Annotated in this window: 28 protein-coding genes; 19 read left to right on the top strand and 9 right to left on the bottom strand. The window is 68.2% G+C overall.

Annotation, left to right across the window (positions count from 1 at the left end; all coding sequences use genetic code 11):
- Positions 1 to 69: 69 nt before the first annotated feature.
- The 4 genes from ACIA58_RS11185 to ACIA58_RS11170 all read right to left on the bottom strand — a co-directional run bounded on the left by ACIA58_RS11185 (position 70) and on the right by ACIA58_RS11170 (position 3649).
- The gene (locus tag ACIA58_RS11185; protein ID WP_396403490.1) at positions 70 to 1179 is read right to left on the bottom strand and encodes a flavin-containing monooxygenase; all 1110 of its coding nucleotides are present in this window, start codon (positions 1177 to 1179) and stop codon (positions 70 to 72) included.
- A gap of 78 nt (positions 1180 to 1257) precedes the next feature.
- Positions 1258 to 2808 (bottom strand): LuxR C-terminal-related transcriptional regulator, encoded by a 1551-nt coding sequence (locus ACIA58_RS11180; RefSeq protein WP_396403489.1) that lies wholly within the window; start codon positions 2806 to 2808, stop codon positions 1258 to 1260.
- An 11-nt stretch (positions 2809 to 2819) separates the two neighbouring features.
- The gene (locus ACIA58_RS11175; protein ID WP_396403488.1) at positions 2820 to 3350 is read right to left on the bottom strand and encodes a YbaK/EbsC family protein; all 531 of its coding nucleotides are present in this window, start codon (positions 3348 to 3350) and stop codon (positions 2820 to 2822) included.
- On the bottom strand, positions 3347 to 3649 hold the full coding sequence (locus ACIA58_RS11170) for a GNAT family N-acetyltransferase (protein WP_396403487.1): 303 nt from the start codon (positions 3647 to 3649) through the stop codon (positions 3347 to 3349). Before ACIA58_RS11170 ends, ACIA58_RS11175 begins: the two co-directional genes overlap by 4 nt.
- A 110-nt stretch (positions 3650 to 3759) precedes the next feature.
- On the opposite strand from ACIA58_RS11170, the gene ACIA58_RS11165 reads away from it, so the two are divergent.
- The 7 genes from ACIA58_RS11165 to ACIA58_RS11135 are packed head-to-tail and all read left to right on the top strand — an operon-like array spanning position 3760 to position 11068.
- Positions 3760 to 5280 carry an MFS transporter gene (locus ACIA58_RS11165; protein ID WP_396403486.1) on the top strand — a complete coding sequence of 507 codons (1521 nt, stop codon included), beginning with the start codon at positions 3760 to 3762 and terminating at the stop codon, positions 5278 to 5280.
- A gap of 9 nt (positions 5281 to 5289) precedes the next feature.
- A complete protein-coding gene (locus tag ACIA58_RS11160) occupies positions 5290 to 6741 on the top strand; it encodes a cobyric acid synthase (protein ID WP_396403485.1) in 1452 nt (483 codons plus the stop codon).
- Positions 6738 to 7640, top strand: a complete 903-nt coding sequence (locus ACIA58_RS11155) for an RNA polymerase sigma-70 factor (RefSeq protein ID WP_396403484.1) — start codon at positions 6738 to 6740, stop codon at positions 7638 to 7640. Before ACIA58_RS11160 ends, ACIA58_RS11155 begins: the two co-directional genes overlap by 4 nt.
- A 16-nt stretch (positions 7641 to 7656) precedes the next feature.
- Entirely contained in the window at positions 7657 to 8382 is a 726-nt protein-coding gene (locus ACIA58_RS11150; protein WP_396403483.1) for an SDR family oxidoreductase, read from the top strand.
- The gene (locus tag ACIA58_RS11145; RefSeq protein WP_396403482.1) at positions 8379 to 8768 is read left to right on the top strand and encodes a hypothetical protein; all 390 of its coding nucleotides are present in this window, start codon (positions 8379 to 8381) and stop codon (positions 8766 to 8768) included. The genes ACIA58_RS11150 and ACIA58_RS11145 overlap by 4 nt, the downstream gene beginning before the upstream one ends.
- A gap of 34 nt (positions 8769 to 8802) precedes the next feature.
- Positions 8803 to 9912 carry a CaiB/BaiF CoA transferase family protein gene (locus ACIA58_RS11140; protein WP_396403481.1) on the top strand — a complete coding sequence of 370 codons (1110 nt, stop codon included), beginning with the start codon at positions 8803 to 8805 and terminating at the stop codon, positions 9910 to 9912.
- Between the two features lie 13 nt (positions 9913 to 9925).
- Positions 9926 to 11068: an acyl-CoA dehydrogenase family protein gene (locus tag ACIA58_RS11135; protein WP_396403480.1), complete on the top strand. Its 1143-nt coding sequence runs from the start codon at positions 9926 to 9928 to the stop codon at positions 11066 to 11068.
- 225 nt (positions 11069 to 11293) lie between these two features.
- On the opposite strand, the gene ACIA58_RS11130 is transcribed toward ACIA58_RS11135, so the two are convergent.
- From ACIA58_RS11130 to ACIA58_RS11120, 3 genes are all read right to left on the bottom strand, one after another.
- Positions 11294 to 11986 (bottom strand): GAF domain-containing protein, encoded by a 693-nt coding sequence (locus tag ACIA58_RS11130; protein WP_396403479.1) that lies wholly within the window; start codon positions 11984 to 11986, stop codon positions 11294 to 11296.
- 29 nt (positions 11987 to 12015) lie between these two features.
- Entirely contained in the window at positions 12016 to 12807 is a 792-nt protein-coding gene (locus tag ACIA58_RS11125) for a GAF and ANTAR domain-containing protein (protein ID WP_396403478.1), read from the bottom strand.
- Between the two features lie 182 nt (positions 12808 to 12989).
- Positions 12990 to 13118: a hypothetical protein gene (locus tag ACIA58_RS11120; protein WP_396403477.1), complete on the bottom strand. Its 129-nt coding sequence runs from the start codon at positions 13116 to 13118 to the stop codon at positions 12990 to 12992.
- A 151-nt stretch (positions 13119 to 13269) separates the two neighbouring features.
- Between ACIA58_RS11120 and ACIA58_RS11115 the strand changes: the two genes are divergently transcribed.
- The 3 genes from ACIA58_RS11115 to ACIA58_RS11105 are packed head-to-tail and all read left to right on the top strand — an operon-like array spanning position 13270 to position 14860.
- Complete coding sequence (locus tag ACIA58_RS11115; protein ID WP_396403476.1) at positions 13270 to 13866, top strand: sulfite oxidase-like oxidoreductase; 597 nt, start codon at positions 13270 to 13272, stop codon at positions 13864 to 13866.
- Positions 13836 to 14597 (top strand): ferredoxin reductase, encoded by a 762-nt coding sequence (locus ACIA58_RS11110; RefSeq protein ID WP_396403475.1) that lies wholly within the window; start codon positions 13836 to 13838, stop codon positions 14595 to 14597. The genes ACIA58_RS11115 and ACIA58_RS11110 overlap by 31 nt, the downstream gene beginning before the upstream one ends.
- Positions 14594 to 14860: a DUF6510 family protein gene (locus tag ACIA58_RS11105; protein ID WP_396403474.1), complete on the top strand. Its 267-nt coding sequence runs from the start codon at positions 14594 to 14596 to the stop codon at positions 14858 to 14860. The genes ACIA58_RS11110 and ACIA58_RS11105 overlap by 4 nt, the downstream gene beginning before the upstream one ends.
- Here the strand turns inward: ACIA58_RS11105 and ACIA58_RS11100 are convergent.
- On the bottom strand, positions 14857 to 15588 hold the full coding sequence (locus ACIA58_RS11100; protein ID WP_396403473.1) for a MerR family transcriptional regulator: 732 nt from the start codon (positions 15586 to 15588) through the stop codon (positions 14857 to 14859). The genes ACIA58_RS11105 and ACIA58_RS11100 overlap by 4 nt on opposite strands.
- Before the next feature lie 62 nt (positions 15589 to 15650).
- Between ACIA58_RS11100 and ACIA58_RS11095 the strand changes: the two genes are divergently transcribed.
- From ACIA58_RS11095 to ACIA58_RS11065, 7 genes are all read left to right on the top strand, one after another.
- The gene (locus ACIA58_RS11095) at positions 15651 to 16871 is read left to right on the top strand and encodes an acetyl-CoA C-acetyltransferase (RefSeq protein WP_396403472.1); all 1221 of its coding nucleotides are present in this window, start codon (positions 15651 to 15653) and stop codon (positions 16869 to 16871) included.
- On the top strand, positions 16868 to 19003 hold the full coding sequence (locus tag ACIA58_RS11090; RefSeq protein ID WP_396403471.1) for a 3-hydroxyacyl-CoA dehydrogenase NAD-binding domain-containing protein: 2136 nt from the start codon (positions 16868 to 16870) through the stop codon (positions 19001 to 19003). The genes ACIA58_RS11095 and ACIA58_RS11090 overlap by 4 nt, the downstream gene beginning before the upstream one ends.
- A 219-nt stretch (positions 19004 to 19222) precedes the next feature.
- On the top strand, positions 19223 to 20506 hold the full coding sequence (locus ACIA58_RS11085) for an ABC transporter substrate-binding protein (protein WP_396403470.1): 1284 nt from the start codon (positions 19223 to 19225) through the stop codon (positions 20504 to 20506).
- Positions 20503 to 21462, top strand: coding sequence for a carbohydrate ABC transporter permease (locus ACIA58_RS11080; RefSeq protein WP_396403469.1), 960 nt, complete (start codon positions 20503 to 20505; stop codon positions 21460 to 21462). The genes ACIA58_RS11085 and ACIA58_RS11080 overlap by 4 nt, the downstream gene beginning before the upstream one ends.
- Complete coding sequence (locus tag ACIA58_RS11075; protein WP_396403468.1) at positions 21462 to 22346, top strand: carbohydrate ABC transporter permease; 885 nt, start codon at positions 21462 to 21464, stop codon at positions 22344 to 22346. Before ACIA58_RS11080 ends, ACIA58_RS11075 begins: the two co-directional genes overlap by 1 nt.
- A 298-nt stretch (positions 22347 to 22644) precedes the next feature.
- Positions 22645 to 23121 (top strand): Dps family protein, encoded by a 477-nt coding sequence (locus tag ACIA58_RS11070; RefSeq protein ID WP_396403467.1) that lies wholly within the window; start codon positions 22645 to 22647, stop codon positions 23119 to 23121.
- Positions 23121 to 23717 carry a sulfite oxidase-like oxidoreductase gene (locus ACIA58_RS11065; RefSeq protein WP_396403466.1) on the top strand — a complete coding sequence of 199 codons (597 nt, stop codon included), beginning with the start codon at positions 23121 to 23123 and terminating at the stop codon, positions 23715 to 23717. The genes ACIA58_RS11070 and ACIA58_RS11065 overlap by 1 nt, the downstream gene beginning before the upstream one ends.
- Before the next feature lie 175 nt (positions 23718 to 23892).
- On the opposite strand, the gene ACIA58_RS11060 is transcribed toward ACIA58_RS11065, so the two are convergent.
- On the bottom strand, positions 23893 to 24810 hold the full coding sequence (locus tag ACIA58_RS11060) for an NADP-dependent oxidoreductase (RefSeq protein ID WP_396403465.1): 918 nt from the start codon (positions 24808 to 24810) through the stop codon (positions 23893 to 23895).
- Between the two features lie 200 nt (positions 24811 to 25010).
- On the opposite strand from ACIA58_RS11060, the gene ACIA58_RS11055 reads away from it, so the two are divergent.
- Together ACIA58_RS11055 and ACIA58_RS11050 are read left to right on the top strand one after the other, a co-directional pair.
- Entirely contained in the window at positions 25011 to 25340 is a 330-nt protein-coding gene (locus tag ACIA58_RS11055) for a hypothetical protein (RefSeq protein WP_396403464.1), read from the top strand.
- A 447-nt stretch (positions 25341 to 25787) separates the two neighbouring features.
- Positions 25788 to 26456 (top strand): sigma-70 family RNA polymerase sigma factor, encoded by a 669-nt coding sequence (locus ACIA58_RS11050; RefSeq protein ID WP_396403463.1) that lies wholly within the window; start codon positions 25788 to 25790, stop codon positions 26454 to 26456.
- The last annotated feature ends 52 nt before the right edge of the window (positions 26457 to 26508 follow it).

The raw sequence follows: 26508 nt of genomic DNA, 5'->3' as shown, positions 1-26508 counted from the left end.
GCCGCTCACCGACACCTGATCACTCACCCTGACCCACGCCCAGCCACGCACCCATTTCAGCCCGTGATGCTACCGCCTGTCCACGGGTATCGTCCGATCGGCGCTCCGCCGACCGAGACGCGCGGCGTGTTGGGCCAGATGCTTGACAAGGAAGCGAGCATCCCGGTCCACACCCTGGATGCTGGCCGAGGCGATCGCGTACTGGAAATCGAGCCCGAGGAAGGACAGCCCGGGTACGTCGGCCGCGACGCCCCGCTCGTGCCGCGGCCGTCCGTCGTCGCCGAACGCGGGCAGGTCGATCCAGCTGTGGTCGGGATCGGAGCCGGTGCACCACACCACGGTCGCGACGTCGTCGAGTACGTCGCCGTCGGCGGTTACCGGCCGGCCGTCGCGGATGCTCTCGATCCGCGGGAGCCGCTGGATGCCGGCCGCGTCGAGGTGGTCGAGCTTGTTCCGGGTGAGCGGCAGCCCGTTCTTGATCGCGTTGGCGATCGCCTTGCGGCCCATCGGCGTACGGCGGGTGAGCACGTACTTGAACAGGAACATCACCACCGGGGTGAAGACGTGTCCGATGGTCGAGTCGATGTCGACCGGCACCTGTCCCGGATGGCGTCCCGCCAGGAGCGTCCGATGCGTCTTGACGGCCTCCAGGGCGACGTCGGTGCCAGAGTTGGCCGCGCCAACGATCAGCACGGTCCCGTCGGCGAGCTGTGCCGGGTTGCGGTACTCCATCGAGTGCAGCTGCCGGATCGACGGATCGAGTTCACCGGCGAACGACGGCCACCGCGGCGTGCTGTGCATGCCGGCCGCAACTACTACCTGGTCGGCCCGCCAGTCCCCGGCGTTCGTCTCCACCAAGAACCCGTCGCCGTCCCGCGACAACCGCGTCACGCGTACGCCGGTCCGCACCGGCAGCTCGTGGTGCACGGCGTACCGCTCGAGGTAGTCGGCCATCTCGTCCCGGGTCGGGCAGTCGCTGGTGCGGATCCGCAAGCCCGGAAGACTCGCGTACCGCGGCAGACTGAACAGCCGCAACGAGTCGTACCGCTTGCGCCAGCAGTCGCCCACGCGCTCGTTCCCCTCGAGCATGACGAAGTCCTCACCCCGCCGTCGCAGGTAGTAGCCCAGCGCCAGCCCCGCCTGCCCTGCCCCGATCACCACAACCCCGACCCTGTCCATGAACTCACGGTAGGTCGGCCCAGCCACCACGCACATCCACCAATCACGCCAACTCGGCCCGGTGGCGAGTGGTCATTTCTACCCAGTCAGGCCGTGTTCGTACGCGTACGCCGTCGCAGCCGACCGGCTGTTCACCCCGAGCTTCCCGAAGATGTTGCTGACATGCCGCGCAACGGTCCGCTCGCTCAAGAACAGCTGCTCGGCAATTGCCCGGTTCGTCGCTCCCGTTGCGAGCAGGCGAAGTACTTCGAGCTCTCGCGGACTGAGCCCGACGGCACGGTCGGAGTCCAACGCCGCGAGCTCGACCACCGCGCCCAGCCGCTCGAAGACGGCGCGCGCACTGTCGATCTCCATCTGCTCCGCGTCGACATCACCCAGCGCTCGGCACGCCTGCCCAACCAGTAGCCGCGTACGGGCGCCCTCGTACGGCATCTCCAACCGCTGCCACAACGACCAGGCCCGTCGCAACGCCGGGATCGCACCCTGCGGATCACCGCAGGCGATCCGCACCGCCCCTTCGGAGTACGCCGCGAACGCCTGCAGGTACGGCGAGTCCGCGCGGGCGAGCTCGTTCAACTCCGCGGCCGACTTGCGAGCCGTCTCGCGGTCGCCGCACTCGATGGCCAGCTCGACCCGGGCGGCGAGCAGCATCGGACGGTGCGGTGAGAACGGGTCCTCGGCCAGCGCTCGTTCGAGACCGGCGATCGCCACGTCGACGCGGCCCTGAGCAGAGCGCAGCCGGGCGAGACCGGGCTGCACGTCCATTCCGTCCGCGGCCGCCGTGAGGTACGCGCGTTCCGCTGCGTCGAACCGCCCGCGCTGGCGCTCGACCTCCGCGAGCCGGTACCAGGCCGACCCGACGGTGCCCGCGGACAATCGGCGGCAGGCGTCCTCGGCTGCGTCGGCGGCCTCGCTCCACGCGCCGCGGAACTGCAGGATCTGGGCGCGGTGCACCAGGCAGGCACCGCGGTACGGGACCAGGCCGGGCTGCGAGTCGCACCAACCGGTGAGAGCGCGTGTCCACTCCTGTGCGCGGCAGATGTCGTACATGTTCAGGCAGAGCGCGATCACCGAGCAGTACGCCATGCCGGTGACCTCGGGACCGACTTGGCCGCCGGTCACGTGCACCATCGCCTCATCGAGGGCGAGGAGCGCCTCGGCGCCGCGGCCGAGCATGGCCAGGCAGTTCCCACGACCGAGCGCGGCGAGCACCATCGTGTCGGGCTCTGTCGCCCACTGCAGGTTCTGCTCGAACAGCGGCAAGGCGGCGGCCGGGTCCCCGGAGTTCATCTTCAGCGCGGCGTCGGCCATCACGAGCCGACCGGCGAGCTCGGCATTCCCTTCGGGCACCAGGCGCGTGATCCGCGCCTGCCACCCAGCCGCCTGGGACAGGTCTCCGTGCTGCTGCAGATGAAACCCGAGCCAGAACCCGCTCCGGATCGCCGCGTCGGTGTCGCCGGCGGCGAGATGCGCCTCGACCGCCCGCTCGCGGTACGCCGCGACCTCGGCGTCATGGCCGAGCACGAACGCGGCGACCGCGAGCCGATCGAGCTGGGCGGGCGGCAGGGGAGCGCGCCGGTCCGCCGCCGTCAGTTCGGCGTACTCCGCGGGCCAGTCGCGCTGCTCCATCCGGCGTCCTGCTAGTGCTGCGCCAGGTCGAGCACTGTTGCTGTCGGCAACTTCGCCAGGCCGGCGCCGTCGAGCAGCAGCTTCGACCCCCGGATCCCGCTGCCGATGACGACCTGCCCGGCGTGCACGACCGCCTCGTCGACCAGGACCGGCCAGTCCGCCGGCAGCCCGATCGGCGTGATCCCGCCGTACTCCATGCCCGTCGTGCTGACCGCGTCGTGCTGCGACGCGAAGGAGATCTTCCGCACGCCGAGGTGCTTGCGGATCACGCCGTTCACGTCGGCGCGGTCGGTCGCCAGCACGAGGACGGCGGCGTACGTCTCCTCGCCGGCGCGCTTGCCGAGCACGATCACGCAGTTCGCCGAGGCGGCCATCGGCACGTCGTACTCCGCGCAGAAGGCGGCGGTGTCGGCGAGCTCCGCGTCGATCGCGGCCGCGTAGGCGGTGACGTCCTTGAGCGCATGGCGGACCGGCGCGGCCAGCAGCTCGGGCACCTCGCCCGCGGGACGCCAGTCGAGTTTGCCCATCACCGGCTCTGTCACTTCGCCTCCGGCAGCTTCGCGAGGTCGGCGTACTCCGGGTGCTCGGAGAGGAAGTCCTGGTAGAACGGGCAGGCCGGCTTCACCCGCAGGCCGAGCGCGCGTGCGTCGTCGAGCGACTTCGTCGCGATCCGTCCGGCCACCCCGCGGCCGCGAAACTCCGGCAGCGTCTCGGCGTGCAGGAAGGCGATCACGCCCGGGTGCAGCTTGTAGTCGACGAAGCCCATCAGGGTGCCGTCCGCGTCGTGCGCCTCGTACCGACTGTGGTCCTTGGCGTCCACGATGTTGATCTCTTTCTCCATGCCCGCAACTCTAGCCATCCCCATCGCGCAGTGACTGACCGTTTGGGTTCTGTCACTACTGGGGTACCGGCGCAAGTGGTGTTCGAACCACGGGCCCGGGAGGAGCAGGGATGAGCGAGCACGCATTGGAGCACGGACAAGCGATACCGAGTCTCGTGCCGGCCAGGATGGACCGGCTGCCCTGGACCCGGTTCCACTGGATGATCGTCGTCGGTCTGGGCGTCTCCTGGATCTTGGACGGTCTCGAGATCCAGCTGGTGTCCCTGGTCGGGAACGTGCTGAAGGAGCCGGAGACGCTGCACCTGAGCACATCTCAGGTCGGCCTGATGGCGTCGGTCTATCTGGGCGGTGAGGTGGTCGGAGCATTGGTCTTCGGCCGGTTGACCGACCGGCTCGGCCGGCGAAGTCTGTTCATCGTCACGCTGCTCGTCTACCTGCTCGCGTCCGGCCTCGCCGGTCTGTCCTGGGACCTCACCTCGCTGCTGATCTTCCGGTTCGTCGCCGGGATGGGCATCGGCGGTGAGTACGCCGCGATCAACTCCGCGATCGACGAGCTGATCCCGTCGCGGTTCCGCGGCCGCGTCGACATCGGCGTGAACGGCACCTACTGGGCCGGCGCGCTGATCGGCTCCGCGGTCGGCCTGGTGTTCCTGAACGAGGACATCGTGCCGATCGAGTGGGGCTGGCGGCTGTGCTTCCTGGTCGGCCCGGTGATGGGTCTGATCATCATCTACCTGCGCCGGCACATCCCGGAGAGCCCGCGCTGGCTGATGACGCACGGGCGGGTCGAGGAGGCTGAACGCACCGTCGACGACATCGAGGAGACGGTACGGCGGCAGGGCGGCGAGCTGCGCGAGGTCAGCGACGACGAGGCGATCGAGCTGGTCGACTATCCGCCGGTGACGTACCGCGAGATCGCCCGGGTGATGCTGCGCGACTACCGCAGCCGCTCGTTCCTCGGGTTCTCGATGATGGTCACCCAGGCGTTCCTCTACAACGCGATCTTCTTCACCTACGCGCTGGTGCTCAAGTCGTACTTCGGCCTGAACGACTCCAGCGTGGCGCTGTACTTCTTCCCGTTCGCGATCGGCAACCTGGCCGGTCCGCTGCTGCTCGGCCGTCTGTTCGACACCATCGGCCGGCGCAAGATGATCTTCGGGACCTACACGCTGGCCGCGATCGTGCTGTTCGTCACCGCGCTGCTGTTCAACGCAGGCAGCCTGAACGCGGCCTCGCTGACCGGGCTGTGGTGCGTGGTGTTCTTCTTCGCATCGGCCGGCGCCTCGTCGGCGTACCTGACGGTGAGCGAGATCTTCCCGATCGAGCTGCGCGGCCAGGCGATCTCGTTCTTCTTCGCGATCTCGCAGCTGACCGGTGGTGTGATCGCGCCGTACCTGTTCGCGTCGCTGATCGGCTCGGGCGACAACCCGGCGCGCGGGCCGCTGACGGTCGGTTACATCGTCGGCGCGGCAGTGATGCTGGCCGGCGGGATCATCGCGTGGGTGTTCGGCGTGGACGCGGAAGGCAAGTCGCTGGAGAACATCGCCAAGCCGCTGTCGGCGACGGGCGGCGCGACCCGGTTCCAGGGGGCGACCCCGCGGCTGCCACGGACGGAACGCCCCGAACCCTAAGATGGCGGCGTGGGTTCGCTGCTGATCGCTGGTACGACGTCGGATGCCGGCAAGACGACCGTAGTCACCGGCATCTGTCGCTGGCTGGCGCGTCAGGGCGTGCGGGTCGCGCCGTACAAGGCGCAGAACATGTCGAACAACTCGATGGTCTGCGCCGACGGCACCGAGATCGGCCGGGCCCAGTGGATCCAGGCCGTTGCCGCGGGCGCCGAACCTGAGGCGGCGATGAACCCGGTGCTACTCAAGCCCGGCAGCGACCGGCGCAGCCACGTGGTGCTGATGGGGCAGCCGTGGGGGGAGCTGACCTCGCGTGGCTTCCTGACCGAGCGGGCCGAGCTGGCGAAGGCGGCGTTCGCGGCGTACGACGACCTCGCGTCGAGGTACGACGTGGTGATCAGCGAGGGCGCGGGCAGCCCGACCGAGATCAACCTGCGGCAGTCCGACTACGTGAACCTGGGTCTCGCGCAGCACACCAGAGCGCCGGTCGTTGTCGTCGGCGACATCGATCGCGGGGGAGTGTTCGCGTCGATGTTCGGCACGGTCGCGTTGCTCGACGCCGCCGATCAGGCGCTGATCAGCGGATTCCTGGTGAACAAGTTCCGCGGCGACGTCTCGCTCCTGCAGCCGGGCATCGACATGCTGGCCTCGGTCACCGGCCGGCCGACGTACGGCGTGCTGCCGTGGCTGCCCGAGCTGTGGCTGGACTCCGAGGACGCGCTCGACATCCCGCTACGGCGTACCTCGCCGGGCGACCTGCTGACCATCGCGGTGGTGCGCTTCCCGCGGATCAGCAACTTCACCGACCTCGACGCGCTGGCGGTCGAGCCGACCAACAGCGTCTTCTTCACGACCAGTCCCGCCGAGGTCCGCGACGCCGACCTGGTCGTCCTACCCGGCTCCCGGGCGACAGTCGCCGACCTGGCTTGGCTGCGCGACCAGGGCCTGGCCGACGCCATCGCTGCCCGCGTGGCCGACCGCCGGCCGGTCCTCGGGATTTGTGGCGGGTACCAGGCTCTCGGATCGGTCGTCTCCGATCCGGACGCAGTCGAATCCGCCGGTGATCACTCCGGACTGAATTTGTTGCCGGTTGCAACTGTGTTTGCGCGGGAGAAGGTCCTGGCGAGGCCGACCGCGACGGCGTACGAGATCCATCACGGGGTGGTGACCGTGACGGGTGACGCGTCGCCGTTCCCGGGCGGCTGCCGCAGCGGCAACACGTGGGGCACGATCTGGCACGGTCTGCTCGACGACGACGCCGCGCGGCATGCCTTCCTGACGGAGGTCGCGGAGCTGACCGGCAAGCCCGCGCCGGACGGTTCGGTCTCGTTCGCCGGCCTCCGCGCGGATCGGCTCGATCGCCTGGCCGACATGATCGAGGAGTACGCCGACACCGCCGCGCTGATGCACCAGATCGAGAACGGCGCCCCGCCCGCCCCGTTCATCCCACCAGGAGCCCCGTGAAGACCGAGTTCGAGCGGCTGCGGGGACGGCTGTTCGGGATTGCGTATCGGATGACGGGGACGGCGGCCGATGCCGAGGAGATTCTGCAGGATGCGTGGCTTCGGTGGCAGGACGTGGATCGTACGGCGGTGCGGGACGCTGACGCGTACCTGGCGAAGGTCGTCACCAACTTGTCCATCAAGCAGCTGACGTCGGCGCGGGCGCGGCGGGAGATGTACGTCGGCGAGTGGCTGCCGGAGCCGGTTCTGACGGGACGGGCCGAGTTCGACGCGCTCGAGGTGGTCGCCGAGCGGGAATCGGTGTCCTTCGCACTGCTGCTGTTGCTGGAGCGGCTGACTCCGGCCGAGCGCGCGGCGTACGTCCTGCACGAAGCGTTCGGGTACAGCCATCGCGAGGTGGCGGAGCTGATCGGGACGACGGACGCCAACGCCAGGCAACTGCTGTCGCGAGCCCGCAAGCGGGTCGCGACCGACGCCCCACGCAGGCAGCCGGTCGACCGGGGCGGCTGGCGGGAGCTCGTCGACCGGTTCCTGGCGGCGGCCCAGGCCGGCGAGATCGAGCAGTTGGAGCGTCTGCTGGCCGAGGACGTCGTCTCCACCGCGGATGGCGGCGGCAAGGTGGTCGCGGCCCGCAGGCCGGTCGCCGGCAGGACCCAGGTGGCGCGCTACCTGATCGGGACGCTGCAGAAGTTCGGCGCGGGCATCGTCATGCGCGTCGGGGAGGCGAACGGCGAGCCGGTGCTGGTCGCCGAGGGTGCCGACGGGCTGATGGCGGTGTGCTTCGTCGAGGTCGGGGCGGACGGCGTGAGCGACCTGCGGTTCGTGATGAATCCGGACAAGCTCGCGTTCGCGGCGAAGCAGTTGTCACAGATCGGAGGGCTGCCGGATCTGAGCTGGTGAACCGAAGGGACACCACATGAGCTCAATCCTCGTCACCGGCGGCACCGGCACGCTCGGACGGCCGACCGTGACCCGGCTCCGGGCCGCGGATCATCAGGTACGCGTGCTCAGCCGCAAGCCCGGCCCCGACCACGTCGTCGCCGACCTCACATCCGGTGCGGGCCTGCAGGCTGCCGTCGAGGGGACGGACGTGATCGTGCACCTGGCCACCAGCCAGGGCCGCCGGGACGTCCAGCAGGCAAGCAATCTGCTCACCGCGGCCGCCGGCATGAAGCATGTCGTCGTGATGTCGATCGCCGGGATCGACCGCATCCCGCTGCCGTACTACCGCTCCAAGCTGGCGGCCGAACGCCTGGTCGCCGAGTCCGGCGTGCCGTACACGATCCTGCGGGCGACCCAGTTCCACAACCTGATCGACCGCGTCCTGAGCGCCCAGCGGTTCTTCCCGGCGGTGATCGCCCCGAGCATCCCCTTGCAGCCGATCGCCGTCGAGGATGTGGCCGTACGTCTCACCGAGCTGGTCGACCAGGCTCCACTCAACGGTCGGGCTCCCGACATCGGTGGTCCCGAACGGCGATCCGTGCCGGAGCTGGCCAGGCAGTGGAAACAGGTCCGGGCGTCGAGCCGTCCGGTTGTGCCAGTGCGACTGGGCGGCCGGACGTTCCGTGCGTTCGCGGACGGCGCGGCGATGGTCGACGGACCGCCGTACGGGCACCTCACGTTCGGGGAGTACCTCCTATGAGGACGTACGTCCGTACTGTCCTGTGGATCCTCGCCGTGATGGAGCTGGTGCTCGGGCTCTGGCTGACCATCGTCCCGAAGACGTTCTACGACCACGTGCCGACGGTGAACTGGACGCCGCCGTACAGCGATCACCTGTTCCACGACTTCGGCGGCGCGAGTCTCGGCCTCGGCATCGTGCTGACCGCGGCCGCGATCCGGTTCGAGCGCTTCTGGACCGTCATCGCGCTGGTCGCCTACCTCGCGTACGCCGGGCCGCACCTGGTCTTTCACCTCGGCCACCTGGAGGGCGGCGAGCGCGGACTGTCGATCGGGCTGGCGGTGATTCTCGCGCTCATGGTCGTGCTCCCGCTCACCGCGCTGGCTGGGACACGCAAGGTGACTTGACGACTGTGACAGTAGAACTGTCACAATAGCGCCCATGGGTCCACTCGACGGCGTGAAGGTGGTCGAGCTGGCCGGCATCGGCCCGGCGCCGTTCGCGTGCATGATGCTGGCCGAGCTCGGCGCCGAGGTACTGCGGATCGATCGCCCCGGCGGCAGCCTGTCGCTCGGCCCGCCGGAGCTCGACCTGCTGAACCGCGGCCGCCGGAGCGCCGCCCTCGATCTGAAACAGCCGGCCGCGGTCGGCGTCGTCCAGCGGCTTGTCGCTCAGGCCGACGTACTCGTCGAGGGGTTCCGGCCCGGGGTCGCCGAGCGGCTCGGGCTTGGGCCGGAGGAGTGCCACGCGATCAATCCGCGGCTGGTGTACGGGCGGATGACCGGCTGGGGGCAGGACGGTCCGCTCGCGCAGACCGCCGGGCACGACATCGACTACCTCGCGGTGTCGGGCGCCCTGCACCTGATCGGCCGGGCCGGCGGGCCGCCGCAGGTGCCGGCCAACCTGCTCGGCGACTTCGCGGGCGGTTCGCTCTATCTCGTGATCGGCGTCCTCGCGGCGCTGCACAGCGGACAGGGACAGGTTGTGGACGCGGCGATCGTGGATGGGTCGGCGCACCTGACCACGATGCTGCTCGGAGCGCTCGCGGCCGGGTCGTGGCGGCAGGACCGCGGGACGAACCTGCTCGACACCGGTGCGCCGTTCTACGACGTGTACGAGACGGCTGACGGGAAGTACGTCTCGGTCGGTGCGCTCGAGCCGCAGTTCTACGCGGAGCTGATCGAGAAGCTCGGCGTCGACGTACCCGATCGCAACGACCCCGCGCAGTGGCCGGACCTGCGCAAGGCGCTGACCGAGGCGTTCAGGCAGCGGACACAGGCGGAGTGGACCGAGGTGTTCGACGGCTCCGACGCGTGTGTCGCGCCGGTGCTGCCACTCGCCGCCGACCATCCGCATCTCGTTGCCCGAGGCACCTTTGTGGACCACCACGGCGTCCGGCAGCCCGCGCCCGCGCCACGCTTCGACCGTACGCCGACCAGCCTGGACCGACCGCCCGCGCGACCGGGACAACACACCCGGGAAGCGTTGACCGACTGGGGCATCACCGAACTCGACAACCTGCTCGAGTCCGGCGCCGCCGTACAGAACTGAGAGGAACCCGCCCGTGGAACGTCAGCTCTTCGACGCCGATCACGATGCCTTCCGGGAGAGCGTTCGCGCGTTCTGCGAGAAGGAGATCGTCCCGCACCACGACAGCTGGGAGGAGGCCGGCATCGTTCCCCGCGAGCTGTGGACCGCCGCCGGCGACGCGGGCCTGCTCGGCTTCATGATGCCGGAGGAGTACGGCGGCGGCGGGGCGCGGGACTTCCGGTTCAACACCGTGCTGATCGAGGAGCTGACCCGGGTCCGGGCGAGTGGGGTGGGCTTCACGATCCACACCGACATCAATTCGGCGTACCTGCTCGACTATGCGACGCCCGAGCAGAAGGCGCGCTGGCTGCCCGCGTTCTGCACGGGGGAGACGATCAGCGCGATCGCGATGACCGAGCCCGGCGCCGGTAGCGATCTGCAGGGCATCCAGACCACCGCGCGCCGCGACGGCGACCACTACGTGCTGAACGGGCAGAAGACGTTCATCTCGAACGGCATCCTCGCCGACCTGGTGATCGTGGTCGCCAAGACCGATCCGGCGGCCGCTGCGCAGGGGATCTCGCTGATCGTCGTCGAGCGCGGCATGCCCGGCTTCGAACGCGGGCGGAACCTGGACAAGATCGGCCTCAAGGCGCAGGACACCGCGGAGCTGTTCTTCGACGACGTACGCGTGCCGGTCGGGAACCTGCTCGGCGAGGAGGGGAAGGGCTTCATCTACCTGATGGAGAAGTTGCCGCAGGAGCGGCTGACCATCGCCGTGGTCGCGGCCGCGGCCTGCGAGAACATGCTCGACGACACGCTGCGCTACGTGAAGGACCGCAAGGCCTTCGGCCGCCCGATCGGCTCCTTCCAGAACAGCCGCTTCGTCCTCGCCGAGCTCGCCACCGAGACGCAGATCGCCCGCGTCTTCGTCGACCGCTGCATCCAGGAGCTCAACGCCGGCACGCTGACCGTGGCCGAGGCCGCGATGGCGAAATGGTGGACCACCGAGCTGCAGAAGAAGGTCGTCGATCGTTGCCTGCAGCTCCACGGCGGCTACGGCTTCATGACCGAGTACCCGATCGCCAAGGCGTACCTGGACACCCGCATCCAGACCATCTACGGCGGCACCACAGAGATCATGAAGGAGATCATCGGCCGCACGATGGGTGTGTAGCCGCAGGGTGACCCGTCGCCCGGTGCGCATGCAGGTGGCGTCGTGGCGGCGGGGCCTGCGCCTGATCATCAGCCAGGCGGTGCGAGCGTCCCGTGCTGATCGATCGTGTGCCGTGCCCAACCCCTCCCGGAGGCGCGACACACCCGGCGCCGAGGTCTTGGGCATGCCTGAACAGGTGTGCTCACGTTATCCGGTCGGGTGACGGGGCACCACAGCTCGTTACCCTCAGCCTGGTGACGCGGTGAGGGTCAGCCGGCCCTCGACCACCTCGTTGGCGACCTCGGTCAGACGCCGGTTGTTGCCCCGGGCGTACGACCGCAGTACGTCGAACGCCTCGTCGACGGCGATGTTGAGGCTGTGGCTGAGGAATCCCTTCGCCTGCTCGATCAGGATCCGGCTGTTCAGCGCGTTCTGGAGTTGCTCGGTGACGATCTCCTGGCGGGCCAGAGCGCGCTGGTGCACGATGCCGATCGTGGCCGCATCGGCCAGCGCCTGCCCGAGGGTGATCGTGTCGGCGTCCAGTTGCCCGGTGCGCTTGCTGAACAGATTGACCGCTCCGAGGACTGTGTCGCGCAGCCGCATCGGCAAGGCCTGCACCGACAGGTAGCCGCCGTCGATCGCGGCCGCGGTGAACCGGGGCCAGCGGGCACGGGCGTTGCGCAGGTCGGGATGCTGCACCGGCTGTCCGGTCGTGAAGGCCTCCATGCAGGGTCCTTCGAGGTTCTGTACCTGCGACAGTTCGACCAGGCGTGCCTGCTCGGTGGACGCCGCGACCAGGTTCAGTGCGCCGTGATGATCGGCGAGCAGGATGCCGCAGGCCGAGACGCCCAGCAGTTCGCTGCAACGTGCGGCGAGTCGGTCCAGGAACTCGATGATGTCGAAGTCGTCGACGAGCGTGTCCGACAGTTCGATGAACACCTCCCGTACTCTACGGTCGGATGCGGTCATCAGTCCTCCTCCTGTTCCTTCTCGACGTTGTTGGGATCGTTCGCGTTCGGCTTGGCGGTTGTGGGGTCCGGCGGGTCGGCGTCACCGTCGAGCTGAAGGCGGCCGGCCATCACATCGATCGCTACAGTCTGCAACGACAGCCCGCTGCTGTAGGCGTGGGCGCGCAGGCGGGCCAGCGCGTCGGTGACACCGATCCGCTCCTGGGACGCGAGCCGGCCCGCGGCCTGATGTACCTCGGCGCGCCGAGCGGTGAAGGCCGCGTCGATGACCTCGTCGAGGTCCGCGCTGATGCCGTGGCGCTGGTCGAGTGCGAGCACGAAGACCGCATCGGCGAAGACCAGTGCGTCGGCCACGTGGTCGCCGTCCAGCGGTCCGGGCTGCTGCCGGTACACGGTCAGGACGCCGACCTTGGCGGCTCCGGCAGCCACCGGGAAGGCAAAGACGCCGCGGAATCCTCGATCGGCGCCGGCAGTGGCGAACGCGGGCCACCGGCGCCCGGCCGCGACTCCGGCCAGGTCCGCTTCGAGCACCGGCGTGCTGGTGGTGATCGCCTCGCCGCTCGGTCCTTCGCCCAGCTCGGACTGGAGTTCGTCCAGCTCGCCGATCTGCCGATCGGTGGCGAGCAGCGGCTCCAGCAACCCGTCGGCGCCCGTCATCGCGAGCCCGGCACCGGCCGCCGACAGCGCCTGTGCGCACGCCGAGACGGCGTGCAGCAGCGACGGGGGAGCACCTTCGCCGTCGGCAACGGCCCGGATCGCCCCCCACACCCTCGCGCTGCGGTCGTGATCCACCTGTCCGTCCAGACTTGAACCGCCGCCGGGCGGATGGTCCACCCTAGCGGCACGATCGTGGATGAGTTGTTTCATCGCGCCGCGCGCCACCAAGCATCTTTCTGCCGTCACCTCGAGCGAGGTCGGTCGAGCTGTCGCCCCGGCAACCACCCGTGCTTTGCCAGTGCCCGATCTCGCGATCCTCACTCCTCGACGGGGTCTTCGTCCGGCGGCGCCAGTACCTCGGACTCGGGCGCCGTGGCTTCCTCGGGCCGGGTCCTCGGGGTCGTCCTGTCGGCGATCACCGACGGTACGCCGTGCCACTCGCTCACCAGTGCTCCTCCCGGGCGCAGCGCGATACGCGAGCCAGGGTCCGGGGGCAGCGTCGTGAATCCTAGAAGTCTAGTCCGATGTCGGGCCGATGGCGCTGCCGTAACGGGGAACGGCGTGATTGACTGCCTTCACGAGTCGAGGGAGGTCGGCATGGACATCGTGTCGCCAGGTTTCACGGGTCGGCGCAGGGGTGGGACCGAGTTGCCACCGGGGCAGTATCTGACGCGGGACTTCCCGGTGCTGTCGGCCGGGCCGACGCCGCGCGTGCTGCCGGAGCACTGGGAGTTCACCGTCACCAGTGAGACAGGTGAGCAGTACAAGTGGGACTGGGCCGCGCTGCTGGCGTTGCCCGCCGAGGAGATCACCAAGGACATCCACTGCGTGACCCGGTGGTCGAAGCTGGAGACGACCTGGAAGGGCGTTTCGCTCGACACACTGCTGGCGGACGTCGAGACCGGCGCGGACTACGCGATGGCGCACAGCTACGGCGGCTACACGACGAACGTGCCGCTGGACGACCTGCTCGACGGGCAGTCCTGGATCGCCTACGAGTACGACGGCGAGCCGCTGGACCCCGAGCACGGCGGACCGGCCCGGCTCCTCGTCCCGCATCTGTACTTCTGGAAGAGCGCCAAGTGGGTCCGCGGCCTGGTGCTGTCCGACACCGAGGACCTCGGCTTCTGGGAGACGGCCGGCTACCACGAGTACGGAGACCCATGGAAAGAACAGCGATACGCCGGCGACTGACGTGGCAGGTCGCCACCGTCACCGAGGTGCGGCGTGAGACCGAGACGGCGCGGACGCTGGTGCTCGACGTACCGGACTGGCCGGGGCATGTCGCCGGGCAGCACCTCGACGTGCGGCTGACCGCCGATGACGGGTACCGGGCGTCGCGGTCGTACTCGATCGCGTCGGCGTGGGCCGAGTCGCACAGCTCGACGATCGAGCTGACCGTCGAGCAGGTGCCCGACGGCGAGGTGTCGCCGTACCTGGTCGAGGTGTTGAAGGTCGGTGATCCGCTGGAGATCCGCGGGCCGGTCGGCGGATGGTTCGTGTGGAAGCCGGAGCAGGACGGGCCGGTGCAGCTGATCGGCGGCGGCTCGGGTGTCGTCCCGCTGCGGGCGATGCTGCGCGCGCACGCGGGCGCCTCGAGTACGACGCCGGTCCGGTTGCTGTACTCCGTTCGCCGTCCGGAGTCGGTGATCTACGTGAGCGACCTGAAGGAGTTGGCCGCGTCGGACGACGTCGACGTACGGCTGGTGTACACGCGGGACGCGCCGGCGGGGGAGCCGCGGGTCGGGCGGATCGATGCCGACGTGATCTCGCAGTACGCGTTCAAGCCGGAGGACGGCGCGACGACGTACGTGTGCGGGCCGACGCCGTTCGTGGAGACGGTGGCGGACCTGCTGGTCGCGGCGGGCCATGATCCGGCGCGGGTGCGGACAGAACGATTCGGACCGACAGGAGGACGCGGATGAGTGAGACCAACTACTTGGACGGGAATGCGGCGGCGGGTTCCCTGAGCGAGTTGTTCGCGGTCGACCTGACCGCGGCCATCGCGCGGTGCAACGGCTGCGGTCACACGACCGTCTTCGCGGAGGCCCACCTGTACGTCGACGCACCGGGCATGGTCGCCCGCTGCCCGGGCTGCGAGTCCGTACTGCTCCGCGTCGTCACGACCCCCAACGACACTTACCTCGACCTCCGCGGACTCACCTACCTGCGCGTCCCGAACTCCTAACGAGGTTTGTTCTGGGTGCGGCGGATGGTGTCGCGCTGGGTCTCACCGACGGCTCGCTCGTAGGCGAGGACGAGGCCCTGGATCGTGACCGGCTTGAAGCGTTCGACCAAGTGCTGGATGTGCTCGGGCGGGCCACCGGAGTCGCGGTAGTGCGGCCAGACCTTGGTGCGGAAGACCTCGGTGAGTTCCTCGGCGAGCGCGCGGCCGTGCTCGGTGAAGATCCGGCCCGCGTCCAGGACCGCCTCGACGGGGAGGTCCAGGTCGAGCAGCTCGACGCCGAGGCTGAGGTGCGCCGTCGCGACCTGGAACACGTCCTCGTCCGGCGTCGGCTCGACCACGCCGAGCGCGACCAGCATCTCGATGTCGTCGTCGGTGAGCTCCCGGCCGGTACGCCGTACCAGCGCGGCCCGGTCGAGCGTTTCCGGGAGGTCGCGCATCCACGGCGTCAGCAGGGTGCGGTGCAGCGCGATGTCCTCCGGGGTCGCGTCGGCCGGGATGCGATCCAGGTACCCCTCGATCGCCTGCAGGGTGAAGCCGTGCGCCTGCAACTCGCGGACGAGATCGAGCCGGGCGATGTGCTCGGGGCCGTAGTACCCGACCCGGCCGCGCCGGATCGGCGGCGGGATCAGCCCTCGCCCCGCATAGAACCGCAACGTACGCACCGTCATCCCGACCCGCGCCGACAGTTCGTCGACGGTCAGGGTCGCGTCCCCCGCAACTTCCGGCATGGCGGAGATCATAACGACCCGCACTTGACCATCGTGACAGCGTTGCTGTCACAATCGGGACCATGACCAGTGAAGCCTTTCTGTACGACGCGATCCGGACGCCTCGCGGCAAGGGCAAACCGACCGGCGCGCTGCACGAGGTCAAGCCGATCCAGCTGATCACCGGCTTGCTGCAGGAGCTGCGGACACGGCATCCCGACCTGGATCCGAGCGCGATCGACGACGTCGTGCTCGGGGTGGTGACGCCGATCGGCGACCAGGGCATGGACATCGCGCGCACCGCCGTACTGATGGCCGGCTACCCGGAGACGACCGGCGGCGTGCAGCTGAACCGCTTCTGTGCGTCCGGGCTCGAGGCGGTCAACCAGGCGGCGCAACGGGTGCGTTCCGGCTGGGAGGACTTCATCCTCGCCGGCGGGGTCGAGTCGATGTCGCGGGTGAAGATGGGCTCCGACGGCGGCGCGTGGGCGATGGACCCCGAGACCGCGCTCGAGACCGGCTTCATCCCGCAGGGCATCAGCGCGGACCTGATCGCGACCCTCGACGGCTTCTCACGGACCGACGTCGACGCGTACGCCGCCGAGTCGCACGCGCGCGCCGCGAAGGCCTGGGCCAACGGGTACTTCGGCCGCTCCGTCGTACCGGTGACAGATCGCAACGGCCTGCAGATCCTCGACCACGACCAGCTGGTCCGGCCGGGTACTTCGGTCGAGACGCTCGCCGGGCTGCCGCTGTCCTTCGCGGCGATCGGGGAGCACGGCGGGTTCGACTCCGTCGCGCTGGAGAAGTACCTGACCGTCGAGCGGATCGAGCACGTGCACCACGCCGGCAACTCGTCCGGGATCGTCGACGGCGCCGCGCTGGTTGCCATCGGCAACGAGAAGGCCGGCGAGGCGCTCGGTCAGGCGCCCCGCGGCCGGGTGGTCGCCGTCGGCGTCAGTGGCGCGGATCCGACCATCATGCTGACCGGCCCGGCGCCGGCCGCCCGGAAGGCCCTGGCCCGCGCCGGGCTGGACGTGAGCGACATCGACCTGTTCGAGATGAACGAGGCGTTCGCGGCCGCGGTCATGCATTTCATGAAGGATCTCGGCGTACCGCACGAGAAGGTGAACGTGAACGGTGGCGCGATCGCCCTCGGTCACCCGCTGGGTGCCACCGGCGCGATGCTGATCGGAACCCTGCTGGACGAGCTGGAGCGGCGCGAGCTCCGCTACGGACTGGCGACCCTGTGCGTCGGGGGCGGTATGGGCGTCGCGACGATCATCGAGAGGCTTGCGGCATGATCGACTGGAGCAACGATGCGGGCGTTGTCACGCTGACGCTGAACGACCCTTCCGCCTCCGCCAACACCATGAAGGACGCGTACGTCGTCGCGATGGGTCGCGCCGTCGAGCGCCTGACCGCCGAGAAGGCGCTGATCAAGGGCGTCGTCGTGACGAGCGCGAAGTCGACGTTCTTTGCCGGCGGCAACCTGCAGATGCTGTCCCAGATCCAGCCGTCGGACGCCGCCGAGGTGTTCGACACGATCGAGGAGGTCAAGCGGCAGCTCAGGACCCTGGAAACGTTGGGTGTTCCGGTCGTTGCGGCGATCAACGGTTCGGCGCTCGGCGGCGGACTGGAGATCGCGCTCGCCTGCCACCACCGGATCGTTGCCGACAACAACCGGATCGAGCTCGGCGTGCCCGAGGTGACACTCGGGCTGCTGCCGGGCGGCGGGGGAGTGACCCGCACGGTCCGGATGCTCGGTCTGCAGGACGCGCTGATGAAGGTGCTGCTGCAGGGTCAGCGGATGAAGCCCGCGCACGCCTTGTCGGTCGGGATCGTCGACGAGGTCGTCCCCGCCGACGATCTGCTGGACGCGGCGCGCCGGTGGATCGCGGCGTACGACGGTGACGCCAAGCAACCGTGGGACCGGGACGGCTACAAGATCCCGGGCGGCACGCCGTCCTCGCCGAAGCTGGCCGCGTTCCTGCCGGCCTTCCCGGCGAACCTGCGCAAGCAGCTGAAGGGTGCGCCGTACCCGGCGCCACGGGCGATCATGAGCGCCGCGGTCGAGGGCAGCCAGGTCGATTTCGAGACCGCGTCCCGGATCGAGTCCCGGTACTTCGTCTCGGTCGCCACCGGCCAGATCGCGAAGAACATGATCCAGGCGTTCTTCTTCGACCTGCAGTCGATCAACGCCGGCGGGTCGCGGCCGGCCGACGTGCCGTCGTACCGCGCCCGGAAGGTCGGGGTGCTCGGCGCGGGGATGATGGGCGCCGGGATCGCGTACGTGTGCGCGAAGGCGGGGATCGAGGTCGTGCTGAAGGACGTGTCCTCGGACGCCGCCGCGAAGGGCAAGGCGTACTCCGAGAAGCTGCTGGCGAAGCAGGTCTCGAAGGGGCGTCTGTCGGCCGGCGAGGTCGAGGAGTTCCTGGGGCGGATCACGCCGACCGGGGACCCGAACGACCTGGCCGGCTGCGATCTGGTGATCGAGGCCGTGTTCGAGGACACGTCGTTGAAGCAGAAGGTGTTCGCGGAGATCGCCGGCGTGGTCGAGCCGGACGCGTTGCTCTGCTCGAACACGTCGACGCTGCCGATCACCTCGCTCGCCGACGGGATCGACCGGCCGGACGACTTCATCGGCATGCACTTCTTCTCGCCGGTCGACCGGATGCCGCTGGTCGAGCTGATCGTGGGGGAGAAGACGTCCGATGCGGCGATTGCCCGCGCCTACGACGTCGTACGGCAGATCAGGAAGACGCCGATCGTGGTCAACGACAGCCGCGGGTTCTTCACGTCGCGGGTGTTCGGCACGCTGGTGATGGAAGGCGCCGCGATGGTCGCGGAGGGTGTCGATCCGGTGCTGATCGAGCGCGCCGCGACCCAGGCCGGCTTCCCGGCGCCGCCGCTGGCGATGCTGGACGAGGTGACGCTGACGCTTCCGCAGAAGATCCGCGACGCTGCTCGCGCGGCCGGCGACAGCGCGGGTGCTTTCGACGAACATCCCGGGATGGCGGTTGCCGATCGTCTCGTGAACGAGTTCGACCGGCGCGGCAAGGCGGCCGGCGCGGGCTTCTACGACTACCCGGCGGACGGGCCGAAGCGCTTGTGGCCAGGACTGTGGGAGCATTTCGCGCGTGACATCGACGTACCGCTGATCGATCTGCAGGAGCGGATGCTGTTCGCGATGGCGCTCGAAACTGTGAAGTGCCTGGACGAGGGCGTACTACGATCGGTGCCGGATGCCAACATCGGCTCGATCTTCGGCATCGGGTTCCCGCCGCTGTACGGCGGTGCGCTGCAGTACGTCAACGCCTACGGGCCAAGCGCTTTCGCAGCGCGGTCCCGCGAGCTCGCGACGGCGTACGGCGACCGCTTCGACCCGCCGCCCCTGCTCCTGCGGACCGCAGCGGCCGGCAAGATCTTCAGCTGATCACGAGCCGATACCAACTCAAGCAAACTCCACACATTCGAACAAAGAACAGCGCGTCCGGTCTTGCGCCGGGCGCGCTTTTGAGACATTGTGCTGGCACTTCTACAACGATTGACCTGTAGTAGCGTGTGCGCAAACTCGGAGATGCTTAACGACGTTAAGTAACTCGGAACCGTGCGTCGTACCCCTGCGACGTTCCCTCTCGGGAAGGTGGAATTCATGCCTGCTCATGTTCCGAACGCCGGTCTGACCCGGCGGGATCTACTCAAGCGGACCGGTGGATTGGCCGCATTCGCCGCGTTCACCGCGGCCTGCGGCGGGAATACCGGCCGGCCGTCCTCAGGAGACGGTGGCGGCGGGGCGAAGGTCAACCTGTCGCAGTGGTACCACCAGTACGGCGAAACCGGCACGCAGCAGGCGGCGACGAAGTACGCCAAGGCGTACACCGACGCGAACGTCAGCGTGCAGTGGACTCCGGGTGACTACGCCAGCAAGCTGTCCTCAGGTCTGTTGTCCAACAAGGGCCCGGACGTGTTCGAGAGCCAGCTCAACATCGGCATGGTGAAGAGCAACCAGGTGGTTGCGCTCGACGACATCATGGCCGACGTCAAGGACGACTTCCAGCCGGGTGACCTGGCCACGAACACCGTGGACGGCAAGATCTACGGCATCCGGATGATCGTCGACCCGCAGGTCATCTACTACCGCAAGTCCCTGCTGGACAAGGCCGGCATCAAGCCGCCGGAGACGATCGACGACCTGATCTCCGCGGCCAAGGAGCTCACCACCAACAAGGTCAAGGGCATCTTCGTCGGCAACGACGGCGGCAACGCGCTCGGCGGGCCGGCGATCCACGCCGGCGGCGGCTCCCTGCTGACCGAGGACAACAAGATCGGCTTCACCGGCGCGGACCAGGCCAAGGCGCTCGGCAAGCTGCACGAGCTGTACGCGAGCAAGGCGGTGCTGCTGGGGTCGCCGACGGACTGGACGGACCCCAGCGCGATCAACCAGGGCCTGGTGGCGATGCAGTGGATCGGCATGTGGGCCGTGCCCGGGATGAAGAAGGCATTCGGCGACGACCTCGGCGTGATCCCGTTCCCGGCGCTCGACGCGCAGCACAAGCCGGCTGTGTACTCCGGCGGCTGGACGCAGTTCGTCTCCGCGAAGAGCCCGAACGTCGACGCGGCCAAGAAGTTCGTGAAGTGGCTGTGGATCGACCAGGAGGACGACCAGGAGGACTGGTCGCTGAACTACGGCTTCCACATCCCGCCGCGCAAGAGCCTCGCCGCCAAGGCCGCGAAACTGCAGAGCGGCGTCGCGGCCGACACCGTGAAGCTGACCCAGGACTACGGGTTCACCGACAACCCGGCCTGGACGCCGAAGATGGGCACGGCGCTCACCGATGTCCTGACCAACGTCATCAAGAAGGGAGCCGACCCAGCCGCCGAGATTGCCAAGGCCGAGAAGACCGTCAACGCCGAACTGTCGCGGTTGTTCGGATGAGCGCACCGGCCGAAACCCGGGCGGACCCCGCTGTCACTGGTGAGCAGCGGGGTGGACGGCGTCGGCGGAAGGGGATCGCGGGCAACACCCTGTGGTTCTGGGTGTTCGTCGGGCCGTTCGTGCTCGGCCTGCTGATCTTCTCGTACCTGCCGATCATCTGGAGCCTGGTCCTCAGCTTCTTCGAGGCCTACAACACCGCGACGCCGTCCAAGTTCGTCGGGCTCCGCAACTACATCGACATGCTCACCGACCACAACTTCTTGTCCAGCCTGGGCACGTTCACGATCTTCGCGGTGTTCATCGTGCCGCTGACGTTCGTGCTCTCGCTCGCGCTGGCGTTGCTGGTCAACCAGGTCAAGATCGCGCGGGCGTTCTTCCGGTCGGTGTTCTTCCTGCCGACCGCGTGCTCGTACGTCGTCGCGTCGCTGATCTGGCGGCTGTCGATCTTCAACGGTGTCCGGTTCGGCCTCGCGAACACCGTGCTCGGCTGGTTCGGGGTCGACAACATCGCGTGGCTCTCGACGGTCTCGCCGCCGTGGTACTGGCTCCCGCTGGTCACCGTGCGGTTGTGGTTGCAGCTCGGGTTCTACATGATCCTGTTCATCGCTGGTCTCCAGCGGATCTCGCCGACGTTGTACGAGGCGGCGTACGTCGACGGGGCCAAGCCCGGCTGGCAGGTGTTCCGGTACATCACGTTGCCGCAGCTGCGGTCGACGTCGGTCGCCGTACTGATCCTGAACCTGATCGCCGCGTACCAGGCCTTCGACGAGTTCTACAACCTGATCGGCAACGTGAACTACGCCCGGCCGCCGCTGGTCTACCTGTACGGCATCTCGCTCGGCTCGATCCAGGACCTCGGGCACGGCTCGGCCGGCGCGCTCATCCTGGCGGTCATCATCATGATCGTGACGCTGCTGCAGAGCCGGCTCTTCGGCTTCGGAAAGGCGGGCGACTGATGGCAGTCTCCGAGCGTACGACGGGAACGCCGCAACCGATCGGCTTCACCCAGAGTCCGCTGGGCCGGGTCGGGACGGTCCTGCGGTGGATCGCGCTGTTCATCGCGGTCGTGCTGTTCCTGCTGCCGTTCTACCTGATCCTGCGCAACGCACTGTCCACGGAGGCCGACATCACGGCGCCTTCGTGGACGTTGTTCCCGTCGCATCTGCAGTGGGGCAACATCAAGGAACTGTTCGACGACACCCAGGTGCCGATGGCGCGGGCGCTGTACAACTCCGCGGTCGTCGGGATCCTGGGTACGGCCGGGCAGTTGCTGTTGGCATCTATGGCGGGGTACGGGCTGGCCCGCATTCCCTATCGGCACGCGGACAAGATCTTCTATGCGATCGTCGCGACGTTGATGATCCCCGGTGCCGTGACGTTCATTCCGTCGTTCATCGTGGTGTCGTCGCTCGGATGGGTGTCGTCGCTGCGAGGGCTGATCATCCCGACGCTGTTCAGCGGATTCGCGGCGTTCCTGTTCCGGCAGTACTTCCTCGGCTTCCCACGGGAGTTGGAGGAGGCGGCGCGGGTCGACGGGGCCGGGTACTTCGGGGTGTTCTGGCGCATCGTCGTACCGAACTCGTTGCCGTTCTTCGCGGCACTGGCGGCGATCACCTTCATCGGCAACTGGAACTCGTTCCTGTGGCCCCTGGTCATCGGCCAGGACTCGTCCTCGTGGACTATCCAGGTCGCGATGTCGACGTTCATCACGGCCCAGACGATCAACATCCACGAGCTCTTCATGGCGGTCGCGGTCTCCATCCTCCCGCTCGTCCTCATCTTCGCCTTCCTCCAGCGCTACCTGATCCAAGGCGTAACCCAGTCAGGCATCAAAGACTAAAAGGGACACCGCTCCGCGGCGGCTGTCCTACCGGCCGCCTCCGGCGGCGCGCATGTCGCGCCCCGTCGATCGCAGCGGCGGGTCCCATGAACCGGCGGGGAGTCCACCAGGCTCCCCGCCGCGCCACGCCGGACACCGTCCAAAGGACACCGCTTCGCGGCGGCAGTTTTGTTGGCCGCATCCGACTGCCGGGGCGTTCGCGGGGTTGTTGGACCGTGATTGGTGCGGGTGGGGAGGAAAGATCCGGAGGTGGTTGTGACACCGGGGATGTATGGGTATGGAATCTGTTGCTAACTCGGTGCAGTTGCCGCCGTTGGACAATCCGAATGAGCGGGTGGCGGTTGGGGCGGAGTTGCAGGTGGTGTTGCAGGAGCTGATTGGGCTGTCGCTGGTCGGGAAGCAGCTGCACTGGAGTGTGGTTGGGGCGGCCGCGCGTGGTGTGCATCTGTTTCTCGACGAGTTGGTCGGGGAGTGGCGTGAGCTTGCGGATGTCGTCGCTGAGCGTGCGGTGACGTTGGGGTTCGTCCCGGATGGACAGAGTCCGGCGGTGGCGAGCGGGTCGGGTGTTGAGCCTGTCGTGGTGCGGTCGCTGGCGGATCATGCGGTCGTCTGGGAGCTGGGTCGGCGGGTTGCGGCGGTGGCTGAGCGGATCCGTGCGCGGCTGGGCTCGATCGGTGCTGCCGATCTGGTGACGCAGGACGTGCTGATCAGGGTGGTTGGGATGTTGGAGAAGCAGCAATGGCTGTTGCGTGTGCAGCTTGGTGAGAAGGCCTGATGCCTGTCACCCGAGGGTTCCATGGCAGGCGCGTCGCCGACTCTTCGCGGGTGCCGCCCGGCCAGTACGTCACGCAAGACTTTCCGGTGTTGTCGGCCGGCCCGACGCCGTACACGCGGACGGACGCGTGGGACTTCACGATCCGCGGAGCTGTGGACCAGCCGGTCTCGTGGTCGTGGGCGGAGTTCCAGGCGTTGCCCCGGGAGAAGTTCACCGTCGACATCCACTGCGTGACGAAGTGGACCAAGCTGGACATGACCTGGTCCGGCGTGTCGCTCGACACCCTGCTCGAGGTGGCGGGGACCCAGGCGGCGTACGCCCTGGCGTTCTCCGACGGCGGCTACACCACCAACATTCCGCTGGCGGACCTGCGAGGCGGAAAGGCCTGGGTCGTCGACGAGTACGACGGGCGGCCGCTTGATCCGGAGCATGGTGGGCCGGCGCGACTCCTGGTACCGCATCTGTACTTCTGGAAGAGCGCGAAGTGGATCCGTGGATTGGAGCTGCGGCCCACGGATCAGCCTGGCTTCTGGGAGATGTTCGGCTATCACAACTACGGAGACCCGTGGAAAGAGCAGCGCTACAACGGCGACTGACGTGGCAGGCCGCGAGGGTGACCGGGTCGACGTTCGAGACTCCGCGGGTGAAGACCATCACGATCCTTCTGATGGTCAGCGAACGTCATGGGATGTACTGCATAGACCAACCTGGATTGACGACGCAGGACGTGACCAGCCACCTGGAGGGTGATTGCCAGGTGGCGTCGGGAGGCTACGGACGAACGCGGATGATGGTCTTTCCCTTGATGCGTTCGGTTGGGTTGAGGGTGGTGATGGCGTCGTCGAGGGATGCGGTGGTGCCGATGTTTGTCCGGAGCCGGCCGTCGCGTACGCGTTGGACGATCTCGGTCAGTTGGGCGCGGTCGGCCTCGACGACGAAGTCGATCGCCAGGCCGTCGGCGGGCCGCGCCTCGACCGGACCCACGACCGACACCAGCGTTCCGCCGGTCTTGACCAGGGCTGCGGAGGTCGCCTGGACGTCGCCGCCGATGACGTCGAACACCAGGTCGATCCCGCCGACGTCCTTCAGTGAATCGTTCGCGAGGTCGACGAACTCGTGCGCACCGAACTCGAGCGCCTTGTCGCGGTCCGCGGCCCGCCCGGTACCGATCACATAGGCCCCGGCCTCGCGCGCGAGCTGGGTCACCATCGTCCCGACCGCACCCGCCGCGCCATGCGCGAGGACGCTCTGCCCGGCCTGCAGGCGGCCGTGATCGAACAGTCCCTGCCAGGCGGTCAGGCCCGAGATCGGCAGGCTCGCACCTACAGTGAAGTCGACGTCACCCGGCAGCGGCGCAAGGTTGCGCGCCTCGATCGCCACGTACTCCGCCAGCGACCCGTCACGATGCCAATCGGCCAGGCCGAAGACCCGCTGACCCACCGACAATCCCGTCGTCCCATAACCCAGTGAGGCAACGACCCCGGCGAGCTCGTGTCCAGGAACCGACGGCGACCGGTCACGGTTGGCACGATCGGCCCAGGTCGAGGGCCACTCCAGCTCGGTCGGGACCCACCCGGACGCATGAACCTCAACGACCACGTCGTTGATCGCCGCCGGCGGGTCAGGACGCTCCACCAGCGTCATCCCGGCCGTTCCCGCAGCCTCATCCGCCACCACGATCGCCCTCATCGGGCACCTCCCTGTATCAGCCTTCGCCTGCACGGCATGCACGGTTCACAAGGGTTAGCCGCCGTCCACCTCGCCGTCTTACCACGCAGGTCGAGAATTGTCTTGGTGCAACTGCCTTGGTACGGCGTGCCGTAAGTCGCGCTGGATCGGAGGCCACCAATGAATCGGACACCAGTCGAGGGATGAGAGGCCTGGACGCGATGAATGACAGATTGCAGGGAATCCGAGCCGCGGACGGCAGCGCGGTTGCTGCTGCCGACATCCCGAAGGCGGTGACTGCCGGCCGGCTGGTCTATGCCGACGGCGCGACCCAGGTGTTCACGATCGACGGGCGAACGACGTACTCCGAACGAGGCGGTGACAGCGCGGGCGAGTGGTCCGTCGACGACAACGGGCTGTTCTGCTCGTTCTGGCCGCCGTCCTATCGAGCCTGCTACGCGCTTCGCTGGATGGTCGAGGACACGCGGATCGTCGGGCTCAGGTTCACCGGTCGTAATGACGGCGTGACGTTCGAAGGCCGCTACGAGTAGCTGTCGCGGAGGCCTTCGGCGCCGTGCCCGCGTCGGTTCGGGACCTGTGACCGCCGCTGGGCGGCGGGTGATGTTCCTGTCCGGGAACGATGCCGACGCCAGAGCGCCCCGTGCTGTCGCCGTGCGGTCCACGGGATGAATCTGTACTCAGAAACGGGACTATGTAGACCAGTTCTCAGAGCAGCCACGCCCGTCGCGAGCAGGCTCGGACGGCGCTGACAGGTCATGAGTTTCGCAAGGGCGATGTATTCCGAATCACTTTCTGGTCAGGGATCGACGCGTGCATCGTCGCGAAGGACGCGACAAGCTCTTGGTGTCGCGTGCTGCCACCGGCGCTGAGTGGACTCAGCAGCAAATGGACGGTATCGTCCATCTTGTTGTTCGCCGTTCGACACACACGTGCCGGACCCGAGATCGATCACCGCGTTGCGTGATCGCCGGAGATCCATGAAGAGCGAAGGTTCCGAGTTGTCGTCGCAGGTACGGGTCGTCTCTCCGGAGGTGGCTCAGGAAAACCGCGCCTGGGTTCGCGACCTCAGCAGCGGTGGGGATCGGCGCGAGTTTGCCAGCAGACGCTTGTACGAGATTCTGCTGCGAGCAGCGAGAGCGGAGGTCGGGCGGCGGGCGGCCAGGATGCGCCTCGTCGGCCCCGAGCTGGACGACGTCGCCCACCAGGCCGCGGCTGACGCTTTACTGGCAATCAGTGGCAAGGTCGAGACGTTCCGCGGGGATTGTAAGTTCACCACCTGGGCGTACAAGTTCGTGATCTTCGACGTGGCGGCCAAGATCAACCGGCACTTCTGGCAGCGGGCCGGTGTTGCGTTCGACGACGAGGACTGGGAGCGCCTGCCCGCACGGCTGGGGGTCGAGCCGGAGGCCCATGCCGAAAGCTGGGATCTGATGAACGCCGTACACCGCGCCGTCGATGAGAAGCTGACGGCGAAGCAACGGATGGTCTTCGTCGCGCTGGTGCTGAACGGGATGTCCACCGAAGTACTCGCGGATCAGCTCGGCGCAACCCACAACGCGATCTACAAGATGATGTTCGACGCCCGCCGTAAGCTGCGGACCGCTCTGATCGACGCCGGCTACCTCGCGGAGCAGCAGGTCGCATGAGCAGCGTAGTGACGGCAGCGGACCGATGTCCGATCTGCCGCGAGGAGGTCCA

This window comes from Kribbella sp. NPDC051586, assembly GCF_044453965.1.
GTDB lineage: Bacteria > Actinomycetota > Actinomycetes > Propionibacteriales > Kribbellaceae > Kribbella.
The sequence above is the reverse complement of the archived record's forward strand: the minus strand, read 5'-3'. Positions and strand labels throughout refer to the sequence as shown.